This is a genomic window from Streptomyces sp. NPDC088785 (assembly GCF_044750685.1).
Taxonomy (GTDB): domain Bacteria; phylum Actinomycetota; class Actinomycetes; order Streptomycetales; family Streptomycetaceae; genus Streptomyces.
The window spans coordinates 392,590-405,720 of sequence record NZ_JBIVKH010000002.1; the positions used below are offsets into that span (position 1 = coordinate 392,590).

12 protein-coding genes and 1 other RNA gene are annotated in these 13,131 nt (G+C 74.4%); 4 read left to right on the top strand and 9 right to left on the bottom strand.

Features of this window, described 5'->3' with window-relative positions; all coding sequences use genetic code 11:
• Positions 1-121: 121 nt before the first annotated feature.
• A complete protein-coding gene (locus tag ACIP5K_RS07485; RefSeq protein ID WP_401406192.1) occupies positions 122-1,564 on the top strand; it encodes an RNB domain-containing ribonuclease in 1,443 nt (480 codons plus the stop codon).
• On the opposite strand, the gene ACIP5K_RS07490 is transcribed toward ACIP5K_RS07485, so the two are convergent.
• Together ACIP5K_RS07490 and ACIP5K_RS07495 are read right to left on the bottom strand one after the other, a co-directional pair.
• Entirely contained in the window at positions 1,515-2,132 is a 618-nt protein-coding gene (locus ACIP5K_RS07490; protein ID WP_401406195.1) for a hypothetical protein, read from the bottom strand. The two genes, ACIP5K_RS07485 and ACIP5K_RS07490, sit on opposite strands and share 50 nt — an antisense overlap.
• On the bottom strand, positions 2,129-2,887 hold the full coding sequence (locus tag ACIP5K_RS07495) for a MerR family transcriptional regulator (protein ID WP_401406198.1): 759 nt from the start codon (positions 2,885-2,887) through the stop codon (positions 2,129-2,131). Before ACIP5K_RS07495 ends, ACIP5K_RS07490 begins: the two co-directional genes overlap by 4 nt.
• 95 nt (positions 2,888-2,982) lie before the next feature.
• On the opposite strand from ACIP5K_RS07495, the gene rnpB reads away from it, so the two are divergent.
• Positions 2,983-3,382, top strand: an RNA gene (rnpB, locus tag ACIP5K_RS07500) — RNase P RNA component class A.
• Between the two features lie 73 nt (positions 3,383-3,455).
• Here rnpB and ACIP5K_RS07505 read toward each other — a convergent pair.
• Entirely contained in the window at positions 3,456-4,025 is a 570-nt protein-coding gene (locus ACIP5K_RS07505) for a hypothetical protein (protein WP_401406201.1), read from the bottom strand.
• A gap of 262 nt (positions 4,026-4,287) precedes the next feature.
• Here ACIP5K_RS07505 and ACIP5K_RS07510 point away from each other — a divergent pair, with 262 nt between their 5' ends.
• On the top strand, positions 4,288-5,055 hold the full coding sequence (locus ACIP5K_RS07510) for an NADH oxidase (protein WP_401406204.1): 768 nt from the start codon (positions 4,288-4,290) through the stop codon (positions 5,053-5,055).
• 26 nt (positions 5,056-5,081) lie between these two features.
• Here the strand turns inward: ACIP5K_RS07510 and ACIP5K_RS07515 are convergent, their stop codons facing one another.
• The 4 genes from ACIP5K_RS07515 to ACIP5K_RS07530 form a co-directional block, all read right to left on the bottom strand.
• Positions 5,082-5,693: a response regulator transcription factor gene (locus ACIP5K_RS07515; protein WP_401406207.1), complete on the bottom strand. Its 612-nt coding sequence runs from the start codon at positions 5,691-5,693 to the stop codon at positions 5,082-5,084.
• Between the two features lie 19 nt (positions 5,694-5,712).
• Positions 5,713-6,870 carry a sensor histidine kinase gene (locus tag ACIP5K_RS07520; RefSeq protein WP_401406210.1) on the bottom strand — a complete coding sequence of 386 codons (1,158 nt, stop codon included), beginning with the start codon at positions 6,868-6,870 and terminating at the stop codon, positions 5,713-5,715.
• A 201-nt stretch (positions 6,871-7,071) separates the two neighbouring features.
• Entirely contained in the window at positions 7,072-9,342 is a 2,271-nt protein-coding gene (locus tag ACIP5K_RS07525; protein WP_401406213.1) for a TOMM precursor leader peptide-binding protein, read from the bottom strand.
• The gene (locus ACIP5K_RS07530; protein WP_401406216.1) at positions 9,339-9,509 is read right to left on the bottom strand and encodes a hypothetical protein; all 171 of its coding nucleotides are present in this window, start codon (positions 9,507-9,509) and stop codon (positions 9,339-9,341) included. The genes ACIP5K_RS07525 and ACIP5K_RS07530 overlap by 4 nt, the downstream gene beginning before the upstream one ends.
• Positions 9,510-9,780: 271 nt before the next feature.
• Between ACIP5K_RS07530 and ACIP5K_RS07535 the strand changes: the two genes are divergently transcribed.
• Positions 9,781-10,563 carry a BTAD domain-containing putative transcriptional regulator gene (locus tag ACIP5K_RS07535; protein WP_401406219.1) on the top strand — a complete coding sequence of 261 codons (783 nt, stop codon included), beginning with the start codon at positions 9,781-9,783 and terminating at the stop codon, positions 10,561-10,563.
• 528 nt (positions 10,564-11,091) lie between these two features.
• On the opposite strand, the gene ACIP5K_RS07540 is transcribed toward ACIP5K_RS07535, so the two are convergent.
• Both ACIP5K_RS07540 and sbnB read right to left on the bottom strand, forming a co-directional pair.
• Positions 11,092-11,859: a 4'-phosphopantetheinyl transferase family protein gene (locus ACIP5K_RS07540; protein ID WP_401406222.1), complete on the bottom strand. Its 768-nt coding sequence runs from the start codon at positions 11,857-11,859 to the stop codon at positions 11,092-11,094.
• 249 nt (positions 11,860-12,108) lie between these two features.
• Positions 12,109-13,119 carry a 2,3-diaminopropionate biosynthesis protein SbnB gene (gene sbnB, locus ACIP5K_RS07545; protein WP_401406225.1) on the bottom strand — a complete coding sequence of 337 codons (1,011 nt, stop codon included), beginning with the start codon at positions 13,117-13,119 and terminating at the stop codon, positions 12,109-12,111.
• Positions 13,120-13,131 lie beyond the last annotated feature (12 nt).

A 13,131-nucleotide genomic window follows, 5' to 3' on the forward strand; every position in this document is an offset into this window, starting at 1 on the left:
CTCAAACACGTGGACGCACGTACGGAACCCCGGTACGGAACACACGTACGGCACGTCGGGCGACGACAGAAGCCCAGCGTACGGCGTGCCGACACCGCCACCTCCCCCTACGCTCGGTGCCATGCCCCTGCGCCCCCTCCGCGCGACCGGCGCGGCGCGCGAGCCCCTCGGCGCCGCGCTGCACGACCTGCGCGAGCGGCTGGACGTGCCCCGGGAGTTCCCGGCCGACGTGCTCGCCGAGGCCGCCGCGGCCGCCGCCGCGCCGCCGCCGCCCGCGTGCGACGCGACGGACCTCCCCCTCTTCACCATCGACCCGCCCGCCTCCACCGACCTCGACCAGGCCATGCACCTGGCGCGGCGGCCCGGCGGCGGCTACCGGGTGACGTACGCGATCGCCGACGTCGCCGCGTTCGTCGCCCCCGGCGGCGCGCTCGACGCCGAGGCCCACCGGCGCGTCACCACCCTGTACTTCCCCGACGACCGGACCCCGCTGCACCCGCCCGTGCTCAGCGAGGGCGCGGCCAGCCTGCTCCCGGACCGCACCCGCCCCGCCGCGCTGTGGACGATCGACCTCGACGCCGACGGGCGCACCGTCGCCGCCGACGTCGTCCGCGCCCTCGTCCGCAGCCGCGCGAAACTCGACTACGCGGGCGTGCAGCGGGCCATCGACGACGGCACCGCCGAAGAACCCCTCGCCCTGCTCCGCGACATCGGCACCCTGCGCGAACGCCTGGAGCGGGAGCGCGGCGGCATCTCCCTCGACGTCCCCGAACAGGAGATCGTCACCACCGCTGACGGCGACTACGCGCCGACCTTCCGCGCCCCGCTGCCCGCCGACTCCTGGAACGCCCAGATCTCCCTGCTCACCGGCATGGCCGCCGCCGACCTGATGCTCACCGCGGGCACCGGCGTGCTGCGCACCCTGCCCGCCCCCGACGGCGCCGTGGGCCGCCTGCGGCGCACCGCGAAGGCGCTGCGCATCGACTGGCCGCACCACGTCCCCTACTCCGCGCTGATCCGGTCCCTCGACCCGGAGAACCCGCACCACGCCGCCTTCCTCCAGGAGTGCACGACCCTGCTGCGCGGCGCGGGCTACACGGTGTTCACCGGCGGCGAGCGGCCCGCGCTCACCACGCACGCCGCCGTCGCCGCCCCCTACACGCACTGCACGGCGCCGCTGCGCCGCCTCGTCGACCGCTACGCCTCCGAGCTGTGCCTGGCCGCCTGCGCCGGGCAGGACCCGCCCGCGTGGGTGCTCGCCGCGCTGCCCGCCCTGCCCAAGGAGATGGCCGACGGCACCCGGCGCGCGAACACCGTGGAGCGCGAGTGCGTCGACATCGTCGAGGCGGCGCTGCTGCGCCACCGGATCGGCGACCTGTTCGACGCCGTCGTCGTCGACGTGAAGGAGCACGACCCGGCGACCGGCACCGTCCAGCTGACCGACCCGGCCGTCGTCGCCCGGATCGAGGGCGGCACCGCCGCGCTGCCGCTGGGGGAACCGCTGCGGGTGCGGCTCACGCAGGCGGATCCGGGACGGGCGAAGGTGCTGTTCGCTCCCGCGTGAGCGCGCCCGTCAGCGCCCGGTGCAGACCGTCGCCGTCCTCGGCGTGGAGCCGTACGACGCGCACTTCGCGGGGCCGTCCGAAGAATCCGACGTGCCGGACCGGAGGGTCGAGTTCGAGGGTGACGGTGGTCTGCGAGCCGATCGGCAGGTCGAGTTCGCCGTCGGCCGCGGGGTGGGTGAACCGGTTCTCGCGGCGCACCCGCGCGATCGCCTCCACCGGTACGCGCAGGTCGACCTGGGCCCCGCGGCGCACCCGCAGCGCGTCGGCCGTCAGCACGTGCGGCCGGGTGACGCAGGCCGCGTGCAGCCCGAGCACCATCACCACCGTGTAGCCGTCGAGGACGGTGACGACCGTGTGCAGCACCGGCATGCCGCGCAGCAGCACCCACATCCCGCACGACTCGACGACGCAGACGAACAGGAACGCGTACATCATCACGGCCTGCCCCCGCGCGTACGGGAAGCCGCGGGCCCCCGCCGGAACGCCGTGCCGCCGCCGCGCCGCCCACAGCCCGACGCTGACCAGCACCCGCAGCTCGTGCCCGGCGATCCGCCGGATCCGCGTCACCGGCCCTCCTCCGCCAGGCGCATCGCGAGCCGGACGGCGGCCGCCTGCCCGGGGGAGAAGTCCGCGAGGAAGGCGTCGACGAGCGCGTGCCCCCCGACGTCCCGCGGGGTCGGCAGGTCCGCCGGCAGGCAGGCGACCAGCGCGCGGGCCGCCCCGGCCACCCGCGGGTCGTCGGGCCCGGCACCGGCCAGCGCGTCGAGCAGCGCGTACACCTGCCGTACGGCGTCCAGGGCGCCCGGCGCGGTGAGGACGGGGGTCAGGACGGCCATCAGCCGGGCGCGGTCCTCGGGCGGGGCCGTCGCGTCCACGAGGGCCAGCACCTCACGGTCCTTCGCGGCCATCGGCGAGTCCGGGTCGACCTCGCCGAGCCCGGCGAGGAACGCGGCGAGCTCGGGGGAGAGCGGGCCGCCCGCGGGCAGCCCGCCCTGCCGCCGCGCGTCGTCGAGCAGCGCCCGCAGCCGCGCCCGCCGCTCCCGCAGGGCGCTCTCCTGGCGGGCGAGGTCGTCGTCCAGCTCGGTCAGCACCTCCACGAGGTCCCGCCCGGCGTCGTCGGCGAGCGCGTCGCGCACCTCGGCCAGCCCGAGCCCCAGCTCGGTCAGCCGCCGGATCCGCGCCAGCTCCACGGCGTGCCGCAGCCCGTAGTCCCGGTACCCGTTCCCCCGGCGTTCGGGCTCGGCCAGCAGCCCGAGGTGGTGGTAGTGCCTGATGGCCCGTGTGGTGATCCCGACGATCCGGGCCAGCTCTCCGATCCGCATGACGCCAGTAGAAACGTTGACGCTGCGGCAAGGTCAAGCGGAGCGACGCGTGCCGCCCGGCGCCGCGGGCCCGGGTAGGATGGCCGCACGGCAGACGAGCCGGGCGGGCGGCCGCGTGGGGTTCTTCGCGAACCTCCCGAGGAACGTCCGGGCTCCACAGGGCAAGGTGGTGGCTAACGGCCACCCGGGGTGACCCGCGGGACAGTGCCACAGAAAACAGACCGCCCGGTGCTTCGGCGCCGGGTAAGGGTGAAACGGTGGTGTAAGAGACCACCAGCGCCTGAGGTGACTCAGGCGGCTAGGTAAACCCCACCTGGAGCAAGGTCAAGAGGGAGCACCCCGGTGCTCCTGCGCGGACGATCGAGGGCTGCCCGCCCGAGTCCGCGGGTAGACCGCACGAGGCCGGTGGCAACGCCGGCCCTAGATGGATGGCCGTCACCCCGACGACCGCGAGGTCCCGGGGGACAGAACCCGGCGTACAGCCCGACTCGTCTGCCGCTCCACTCCGTGCACGCACGTCCTCACGAGGGCCGGCCCGATCCCGGGCCGGCCCTCGTGTGCGTCGGCGTCAGCGGGTCAGTGCGGTGACCCGGGGCGGGCGCGCGGCGGCGGGGGTGTGGGTCAGGGGGGCGAAGGCGGCCAGGAGGGCGAGGGCCGCCGCCGGGAGCAGGTCGAGGTCGACGGTGATCAGGACGAAGGCGAGGGCGGTCAGCGCCGGGGTCCTGGCGGGGACGTGACGGGCGGCGGCCAGCATCGTCAGCAGGGCCAGCAGCGCGAGCTGGAAGCAGAGCGGGCCGACCAGTCGCAGCGGGCCGGGCAGGGCGGGCAGGGCGGGGGCGAGGTCGCCGAGGATCACCCAGACGAAGCAGGCCGCGCCGAAGAGCCCGGCTCCCGTCGCGGTCTCGGTGGCGACGCGCCTGCTCAGGGAGGCAGCCGGCACCCGCGAGCGCAGCCGCACGACTAAGAGGCCGAGGAGGAGGAACGCGCCGAGGAAGCAGGTGTGCCCGAGGTTCCAGGCCACGCCGGGGCCGTGGCTGCCGTCCATGCCGTCGATCAGGCGCAGCACGCCGTACGACAGGAGCAGCAGGGGGATGGCGACGGCGAGGCGGCGGGCGGTGGGGGGCGTTGTGGAGGTCATGGTTCTACGGTCGCGGCCGCGGCCCCGCACCGGCATCGGGACCATCCCCGAGCGCACCCGGAGGGCCGCCCTAGGGGGCGGGCGGCGCGACTACCGGGGATGTCCCCGAGTTCGGGAGGCGCGGGCACGGGACGGGCATGAAATCTTCACCCCCTGCCTGTGAGGTCATAGGTGTACCGCGAGACCGCCGTCGATCCACAATCAGACGCCCGGTGAACGCGGCAGAGCGTTCACGCGACAGCGCGTGCAAGGGGTGGTTGTGATGTCGGACGAGGCCGACGGGGGGACTGTCGACCTCTGGTCGCTCGCCGAGGACGTGGTCGTCGAACCGGGAGCGCAGGAAGGTGAGTTGGTGCTCACCGGCCGCTGGGGAACCGAGCGGGTCAGCTTCTCGCACCCGGTGGTCGAGGAGGCGCTGCGCCGGATGGAGCTCGGTCCCGTCCTGCTGGCGAACCTCGAAGCCAAGTCGGCCGAGTCCGCCGAGGGCGGTGACGGTGGCGGTGGCGACGGTCGTGCGGACACCGACGGGGCCGACGGGGCGGACGACCACGACGAACGGGCCTGCCTGCTGGTGCAGTTGGAGCGGCTGTCCCATCTGATCGTCCGCACCCTCGGCGTCGACGACCTCGGCGGCCCGCTGCTCTCGGCGGCGCCGCTCTTCCCGCTCGCGCGCTTCAGCCTCACCCCGCTGCCCGGACGGCGGCCCGTACGGCTGCCCAGCGGGGCGTCCCTGACGGTCGGCCGCGGCGGCGTCACCGTGCAGGCGCCGGACTCCTCCTACCGGGTCCTGGTGCACCGGCCGGAGGCGGCGTGGGTGCTGGCGCGGCTCGCCTGGCCGGTCACCCCGGACCAGATGGCGGCGGCGCTCGCCCTGCCGGTCGGGGTCACGAAGCGGATCATGGACTATCTCGCGGCGGCGGGGATGGCCGCCGAGGCGGCGGACGACGAGCGGGTGCCGCCGCCGGTCCTGAGCGGCGGGGGCGGCGGCGGGGGCCGCGCGGTCCTGCGGGCCTCGGACGAGCCCGGCTGAACGCCGGGCGCCGGTCCCGACCGGCCCTAGGGGAGCCAGCCCGCCTCGCGGGCGATGCGGATGGCGTCGACCCGGTTGCGGGCCAGGAGCTTGGTGACCACGGTGGTGAGGTAGTTGCGCACGGTGCCGGGCGCCAGGTGCAGCTGCTTGGCGATCTCGCCGGCCTCCAGCCCCTCCGCGGCCAGCCGCAGCACCTCCGTCTCGCGTTCCGTCAGCGGGGTCTCCGCGGTGCCCCACACGGTGAGCGCGAGCTGCGGGTCGATGACCCGCTGGCCGGCCGCCACCCGCCGTACCGCGTTGGCCAGTTCGTGCGGCGGCGCGTCCTTCAACAGATAGCCGTTGACCTGCGCGCTCAGGGCGCGGCGCAGGGTGCCGGGCCGGCCGAGGCTGGTGAGGATCAGGGTCTTGCACGCGGGCAGCTTCTCCCTGAGCCGGGTGGCGGCGTTCAGGCCGTCGAGTCCCGGCAGGTCGATGTCGATGATGGCGACGTCGGGGCGGCAGGCGAGGGCGGCGTCCACGATCTCGTCACCGCGCTCCAGTTCCGCGACGACCTCCAGATCGTCCTCCAGGTTGAGCAGCGCCACCAGGGCGCCGCGCACCATGTTCATGTCCTCGGCCAGCAGCAGGCGTAGGGCCACCGACGCGCTCCTTTCCGGCTCAGGCGGCCGGTTCTCTGGGCTCCGGCACGACGGCGTCGCCACCGGACGGGATGCGTTCGGGGAACGCCGGTGCCTCGGCGACGAGACGGAAGGTGTGGTCGGGGCCGGTGTCGGTGCGCAGTTCGCCGCCGATCTCGTGCATCCGGGTCGTCAGGTTGCCCAGGCCGCTGCCGCTGTGGGCCGACGGATCCCGGTAGTCCGGGTCCACGCCGTTGTTCTCGACGCGCATCCGGACCCGGCCGTTCTCCTGGACCGTCTCGATCAGACAGGTGTCCGCCTTGGAGTGGCGCAGCAGATTGGTGATGGCCTCGCGCAGCACGGCCGCGAGCACGGTGCTGACCTGCTGGCTCATCGCACCGGCGTGCATCTCGACCCGGACGTTGACCTCCGCCGCCGTCAACAGCCCCTCGGCGTTGGCCACTTCCTCCACCAGGGACATGTCGCGCAGCCCGCTGGCGACGGTCCGCACGTCGGCCAGGGACTGCCGGGAGATGGCGAGCACGTCGTGGATCTCGGTCAGGGCGCGCTGCGGATGGGTCGGCACCAGGCGGTGGATCAGCTCGGTCTTCAGGGTGATCGCGGAGAGGCTGTAGCCGAGCAGGTCGTGCAGGTCGCGGGAGAACCGCAGGCGTTCCTTGGTGACCGCCATCCGGGCCAGCTCGCCCCGGGTGTCGTGCAGCACCCGCACCAGTTCCGTGAGCCGGGTCAGGCCGAACACCACCAGCCCGGTCAGCAGGGTGGACTGGCCCAGATAGAAGCTGTCGAGGAACGGGCGGCCCTCGAAGGCCGGCGGCAGCGCCATCGACAGGCCCACCGCGGCGTACAGCGCCCAGCCCAGGCGCGAGGGCAGCAGGAGCAGCAGCGAACCGGCCAGGAACCCGGCCATGCCGCCCCACTGGGCCTTGAAGACGAAGATCGGCAGATACGTCAGAAGCGCCTGGGCCCCCAGGGCGGCCACTTTCTCCCGCCAGGGGGCCCGGTGCGCCTGAGGACGCGAATGTCTGAGCTGGAGCGCGAAGATGGCGAGCACGCAGGCCAGGGCCGCCAGGTCCAGGCCGGCGCCGAGGCCGGCGCTCAGCACGTTGAGCATCGTGATGCACAGGAAGCTGAGCAGCGCCCCCATGAGGATGATCCGGGCCAGGCGCGGCGCGAGCATGTGCGGCGCCAGGGACTCCGGGTGCTCCTCGGATGGATCGGACGCTCCGGACGGCGTCGGGCGGTCCCCGGCTCCGACGCTCGAAAGATGTGAACCGTTCTGTGGCGACATTGCCCTACCGGCCCCCTCCGCTAGCACGCGGTCACCGCACACCGGAGGGATCATAGATCAAGTACCTGTCTGTGCCCAGAAGTTGAGGAACTAAACGAACATCGGTACGGGGTTGAGATCGGCATAACGCGTCGGTTCGGCCTGTTGGCCGAGGGCGACCGGTATGTCGAAGAGCCTTCCAGGGGCGAATCTCGGCCAGAAATGACGCATCCCGGGAATCACCACCTTCACTACCGGAAGATCCAGGTCCGGACGGGTCTGATCGAGGACCAGCAATTCCATTCCGCGCCCCCGGACCAATTCGGTTACAGCCATGACGTCGTCCCGCAGATCAGTGTGTGGCCGATAGCCGCGACCGTGCGCGGGGACCGGCGACATGGCCGGATCTGGCGCCAGGTATGGCTGATTGGCGAGCGTGGCGGTACGCCACCAGCGCACCGGCTCCGGGTCCGCGACCGCGTACCCCGAGCCGCCCCCGCCGGGGCCGAGCGCGGGCAGCAGCTGACCCATCTCGGTGAGCGCGCGGCGCAGCGCGATCCGCGGATCGAAGTGCGCGCCGAAGCCGAACACGATGTCCTCGGTGGGGCCGGCGGTGCGCCGGGACAGCGCCACCACGACCGGGATGCCGAAGTCGGAGGTGAGGTCGAGCGCCCACAGGGCCCGCCCGGCCCGCGCGCAGCCGGTCCGGATCCGCTCGACGTACGGGTCGTCGCTGCTGTCGAGGTCCACGCCGGGTCTTCGGGTGCGGTTGTACCACCACAGGGCCACCGCGTCGCGCTCCACCAGTTCGAGGAACCCCTGGAGCAGGGCGTCCTCCGGGCTGCTGCCCGCGGCGTTGCCGTTGGAGTCGGCGCACAGCCCGTCGGCGGCCGGCTCCTGGGCGAAGTACAGCAGGGACGTGGGCAGCAGCCGCTGGGTGCCGCCGGTGAGGGACCACACCGGCGTCCACTCCGTCGGGCGGTGCTCGTCGAACGGCGCGGGTACGTGGGTCAGCGCCGACCCGGTGCTGTTCCACCGCTGCCGCTCGCGCAGCTGCCGGTCGGAGTAGAGCTGGCAGTCGGCGGGGTGGACCGCGGCCGGGCCGAGCGCGGCCCAGCTGTCCCGCACCACCGGCTCGTCGCCGTGCCGGGTGCCGCTGTACCGCTCGACCGCCTCGCACAGGGCGCTGGTCCTGGCCTCGGTCTCGGTGGCGCCCTTGCCGCCGCTGAGCGCGCGCAGCCCGGCGCGCAGCCCCGACAGGGAGGCCGAACCCATCGCCAGGTTCTGCCCGGAGAGGTAGGACTCCACGAAGTCCGGGCAGTCGCGGGCCCGCCTGATGTCCTTGACGATGCCGGTGACCGGGTCGACGAGCGCGCCGTAGCGGTCGAGCATCTGGCGCGGGGTGAGCGCCCGGTGGCCGCCCGAGTCCTGGTCGGCCTTGGGCCGGGAGGCGGGGACGAAGGGGGCCCGCACCCGCCGGGTGACCAGCTGCGCGTCCCCGCACACCGGGCACTGCGGCAGCCGGGCCACCTGGTGCGCGCCGGTGGTCAGCCGCAGGGTGTCCAGGACGTGCACGGCGCTCTGGCCCGCGTGCCGCAGGCCTGCCAGCCACTTCGCGGTCTCCAGGGCGGCGAACCCGGCCGCCGCCGACTCGCCCGCGGGCAGTCCGGCGGCCGGCCGGCCCGCGGGGCCCGCCAGTCCGAGGTGGCGCTGGAGCGGCAGCTCCGAGCGGCGGTGGCCGCGCAGCCGGACGGCCAGGCAGGACCAGCAGGGCCCGGTGCCGGGCCGGAAGACGGGGCCCACCCAGGGGTCGGCGCCCCCGGTGCGGGCGAGCAGCCAGGGGGTGCCCTGCGCGCGCAGGGCGGCGTCGACGTCCTTGAGGCCGGGGGCCAGGTAGTCGTCGCACAGGACGAGGGCGAAGGCGGCGTCCTGCGCGCCCTCGGCGACCTGGATCCCGGAGTCCCGCAGGGTGCCGTGCAGCCGGGCCGGGTCGCAGCCGGGCAGCGCCACGACCCGGACCCGGGCCGTGGCCACGTCGCGTGCGGCCCGGCCGCCGTCGAGGCCGGCGAGGTCCCAGTAGGCCTCGGCGGACGCGTCCGCGGGGGTGGCGCCGAGCCGGAGCAGGCCGGCCGCCTCCAGGGCGTCGAGTGCCGAGCGCGCCGCCTCGTGGGAGAGGCCGGGAGCGGCGTCCCTGATCACCGTCTCCCGGTCGCGGGTGCCGTCCAGCAGAGGCGTCAGGACCTCGGCCGAACGCCCCCGCAGCGCGGTGACCCCGCGCTGCGAGAGCAGATAGGCGGCTTCTCCGGGCACGAGTGCGGCCCGCAGGTGGCTCTTGAAGCCGAGGAGGCCGGCGGAGCCGCGGTGTGTCCCGGAGAGGGTCATGCGGTGTGGTCCCCGACGGCCGGGGCGACGTGGGTGTAGGTCACGGTGAACAGCGCGCCGCTCTGGTCGGACGGCGCGTCCAGGTTCTCTATGACCAGCGCGCCGGCCTGCGCGGCGATGATCTGGGGGGTACCGATGCAGCTCTGGAGCGGGGTGTGCGGGGTCATCGCGATCAGGTCCCTTCGCCGTGCGCTGACATGGAGGAGTACGGGAGAGATTCTGCGAAGACTTGAGGGGCGGACCCAGTGCGGTCGTCATCACCCTGGGGTGAAGATTTCACAGTGAATTCTTCATGATCCATCACCTGACGAACACACGGCGGACCCGTTATGCCGGCACTGGGGGACGGCGTCCGCGGCTGGCACTGTCGACATGAACAGGCCTCGGCCCAAGGAGACCTCGGCCCAGGGAGACACAGATAGGAGCTGACTATCCGTCATGTTGGAGTTCCGCGTTCTCGGTCCCGTCGGGCTGTGGTCTGCCGCAGGTGAGGCCCCGCTGGGCGGCTGTAAGCAACGGACCATTCTGGCCACCCTCCTGCTCGCCGACGGGTGGATCGTCTCCGACTCCGACCTCGGCGGGGTGCTGTGGGAGCGAAGACCACCCGCCACCTACCAGGCGCAGATCTACACCTACGCGTCCCGGCTCCGCGGGCATTTCGCCGGCGGCGCCACCATCACGCGCTGCGGGCGCGGATACCGCATCGAGAAGGGGGACGCCCGGTTCGACCTGGACGACTTCTACCGGCTCGCCAAGGAGGGGCAGTCCCTGACGCGCGCGGGACGGGTCGGCGACGCGGCCGCCCGCTTCCGCTCGGCGCTCGACCTGTGGAGCGGGCCCACCCTCACCGGGGTGACCGACGCGCTGGTCGACAACGAGCGGTCGCGGATCGAGATGGCGCGGATGGAGGTTCTGGAGAGCCGGATCGACGCCGACCTCCAGCTGGGCCGGCACCACGATCTGGTCGGCGAGCTCACGCAGTTGGTGGGAGCGCACCCGCTGCGCGAGACGTTCCGGGCGAAGCTGATGATCGCGCTGCACCGCAGCGACCGGCAGGCCGAGGCGTTCGAGACGTTCCACGCGGGCTGCACCCTGCTGCGCGAGCAGCTGGGCGTCGACCCCGGACCGACCCTGCGCCAGGCCCACCAGTCCATCCTGGCGGGCGACTTCGAGCCGGCGCTGCCCGGCCGGGGCGACCTGGTGGCCGGTTCGGCCGGATGAGCCCGACGGCTCCCGGCCCGTACGCGAGGTCCAGTGCGTACGGGCCCGGGAGCCGCGTCCGTTTCCGGGGCGCCGGAGACGGGGGGAGCGCGAAGCGCCGGGGCCGTCGGGACGACCGGGACTGTCGGGACTGTCGGGACTGTCGGGATTTCCGGGGCTGTCGGGGCAGCCAGGACCGCCGGGATCGCCGGGACAGCCAGGATCGCCGGGACGACCGCGACCGCCGGGGCTGCCGGGGCTGTCGGGGCTGTCGGGGCTGTCAGGATCGCCGGGACAACCAGGACAGCCGAGGCCGCCAGGGCCGCCGGGACAACCGGGACGACCAGGACAGCCGAGGCTGCCAGGGCCGCCGGGACAGCCGGGACAGCCGGGATCGCCGGGACGACCGCGACCGCCGGGACTGTCGGGGCTGTCAGTACTGTCAGGATCGCCAGGACCGCCGGGGCCGGCGGGACAGCTAGGACAGCCAGGACCGCCGGGGCCGCCGGGATCGCCGGGACAGCCGGGGCCCCGGGAGCGTCGGGAGTGTCAGGCGGCCGCGGGTTCCGGGGCGCGGCGCAGTACCACCGGGCCCGCGTGCGCCGACGCGCGGGCCAGCGCCGCCGACAGGCCGGATCCCACGAACAGGTCGTAGACCTCCCAACTGCCGCCGATGCGCGGCTCGTTGTGGTCGATCCGGAGCGGGCCGCCGCCACCGGGCGTGAGTGCGTCGAGATCGCGCAGGTCCGCGACGATGCCGACCCCGGTGGCCTTCAGCACCGCCTCTTTGCGGGTCCACGCGCGCAGGAACAGCTCCTCGCGCTCCCGCTCGTCCCCGATGCCGCGCAGGAGGCCCAACTCGCCCTCCGACAGCGCGACGTCGGCCGCCTCGTCCACCCCCGCGCGCCCGGTGACCTGCTCGATGTCGATGCCCACGGGGCCGCCCGCGGTGACGGCGAGCAGCCAGTAGGGCCCCGAGCGCGACAGGCTGAAGTCCAGCCGGGTGGCGGGCGCCACGATCCGGGGCCGGCCGTGCGTGGGGTCGGCGCACCGCGGGCACGGGTGGCGGCCGAACCGGACCGCCGCGGGCGGGCAGCCGAGATAGTGGTCGGCGACGACCCGCCGCAGCGCCGCGTGCGCGCCCGCGTAGTGCCCGTCGAACGGGGCGCTGCGCCTGCGGAACGTCGCGTGTTCGTTCGCGTCGAGCAGGGCGACGTCGGCCGGGTCGGGCAGGTCGGGGACCCGGCCGTGCCAGACGTGGACGGCGTGGTTGCGGCTGAACCGGGCGATGCCCCGGTCCGACGCCGGCCCGCTCATCCGACGGGCTCCCGGTCCGCGGCCGTCCGACGGGCGCCGTCGGCGGCCGCGGGGAAGAGGGCTCCGGCGCGCGGGACGCCGGGGTGTCGTGCGCCGGGTTCGAGCGGGACTGCGGACATGGGATGCCTTTCTGCGAGGGGCCGCGGCGGCGGCAGCGGCCGGGGCGTGCGGCGAGAAGGAGGAGGGGGCCAGGACCGGGCGGGGGAGGTGCCGGTCCTGGCCCCCGGTCGGGGGGTGGGGCTGGGGAGGTCAGTCCGGCAGGAAGCCGCTCACCTCGACCCCCAGTCCCTGGGCGCGGGCCGCGGTGAGGAGGTGGTCGGCCAGGGCGATGTCCAGGACGCCGAGACCGAACGGCGCGTAGACGACCGTCCGGTCCGGCGCGGGCGCGTACCTCCCCCCGGCGGCGTCGTCGGCGTCGTCGAGGAGTAGCCGGCCGATCGTCGGGGCGATGAACGCGCGGTGGCCCGCCGCCTGGACGGCGAGGTCGAGCGAGGTGCGCTCGCGCAGCGCGTGCTCGGTGTCGTCGACGATGTTGTCCGCGTCGATCAGCGACTCGGGCAGCAGGTCCCGCAGCGAGATGTGCAGGACCACGGTGCCCGGCGCGGCCGCTTTGAGGTCCAGGTGCGGCTCGATGGCCGAGGTGGCGATCGAGACCAGACCGTGCGCGGCCAGCGCCTGCTCGGCGCTGTCCACCAGCCGCACCCGGGCCCCGGGCAGCATCTCGGCCGCCCGCGCGGCGAACTCGGCGGCCCGGCGCGGCGAACTGTCGTACACCGCCAGCGAGCCGAGGCCCGGCAGCGTGGCGCGGACGTGCCGCAGGATCTCCAGGTTGATGACCCCGCAGCCGATCAGCGCGAGGCCGTCGGGGCGCCGGTCGCGGGTGAGCAGCTCCGCCGCGAGGGCGGCGCTGGCCGCGGTGCGGGCGGCCGAGATCAGCGACCCCTCGATCACGGCCTCGGGGCGCCCCGTCTCCAGGGAGTTGAGGATGATCGAGGCGCTGGCCCGCTGCGTGCCGCGCTCGATGTTGGCGGGGAAGGAGGCGATCCACTTCATGCCGGCGGCCGGGCGCGGCCCGCCGCGGTAGGCGGGCAGCCCGATGATGCGGTTGCGCGGCTGCCCGGGGAACCGCAGGAACGTGGAGTGCGGGACCGCGGTGTCGCCCTGCTCGTGCAGGCGGTAGGCGTCCGCGACGACCTCGACGGTGTCGGACTCGCGGCCGTCGAGGAGCTGCGCGACCTCACGGTGTCGCAGGATCAGCATGGCGGGATCAGT

Coding starts and splice junctions, on each gene's coding strand:
- ACIP5K_RS07485 (WP_401406192.1), top strand. CDS start 122: ATGCCCCTGCGCCCCCTCCGCGCGACCGGCGCGGCGCGCGAGCCCCTC.
- ACIP5K_RS07495 (WP_401406198.1), bottom strand. CDS start 2,887: ATGCGGATCGGAGAGCTGGCCCGGATCGTCGGGATCACCACACGGGCC.
- ACIP5K_RS07505 (WP_401406201.1), bottom strand. CDS start 4,025: ATGACCTCCACAACGCCCCCCACCGCCCGCCGCCTCGCCGTCGCCATC.
- ACIP5K_RS07510 (WP_401406204.1), top strand. CDS start 4,288: ATGTCGGACGAGGCCGACGGGGGGACTGTCGACCTCTGGTCGCTCGCC.
- ACIP5K_RS07520 (WP_401406210.1), bottom strand. CDS start 6,870: ATGCTCGCGCCGCGCCTGGCCCGGATCATCCTCATGGGGGCGCTGCTC.
- ACIP5K_RS07525 (WP_401406213.1), bottom strand. CDS start 9,342: ATGACCCTCTCCGGGACACACCGCGGCTCCGCCGGCCTCCTCGGCTTC.
- ACIP5K_RS07530 (WP_401406216.1), bottom strand. CDS start 9,509: ATGACCCCGCACACCCCGCTCCAGAGCTGCATCGGTACCCCCCAGATC.
- ACIP5K_RS07535 (WP_401406219.1), top strand. CDS start 9,781: ATGTTGGAGTTCCGCGTTCTCGGTCCCGTCGGGCTGTGGTCTGCCGCA.
- ACIP5K_RS07540 (WP_401406222.1), bottom strand. CDS start 11,859: ATGAGCGGGCCGGCGTCGGACCGGGGCATCGCCCGGTTCAGCCGCAAC.
- sbnB (WP_401406225.1), bottom strand. CDS start 13,119: ATGCTGATCCTGCGACACCGTGAGGTCGCGCAGCTCCTCGACGGCCGC.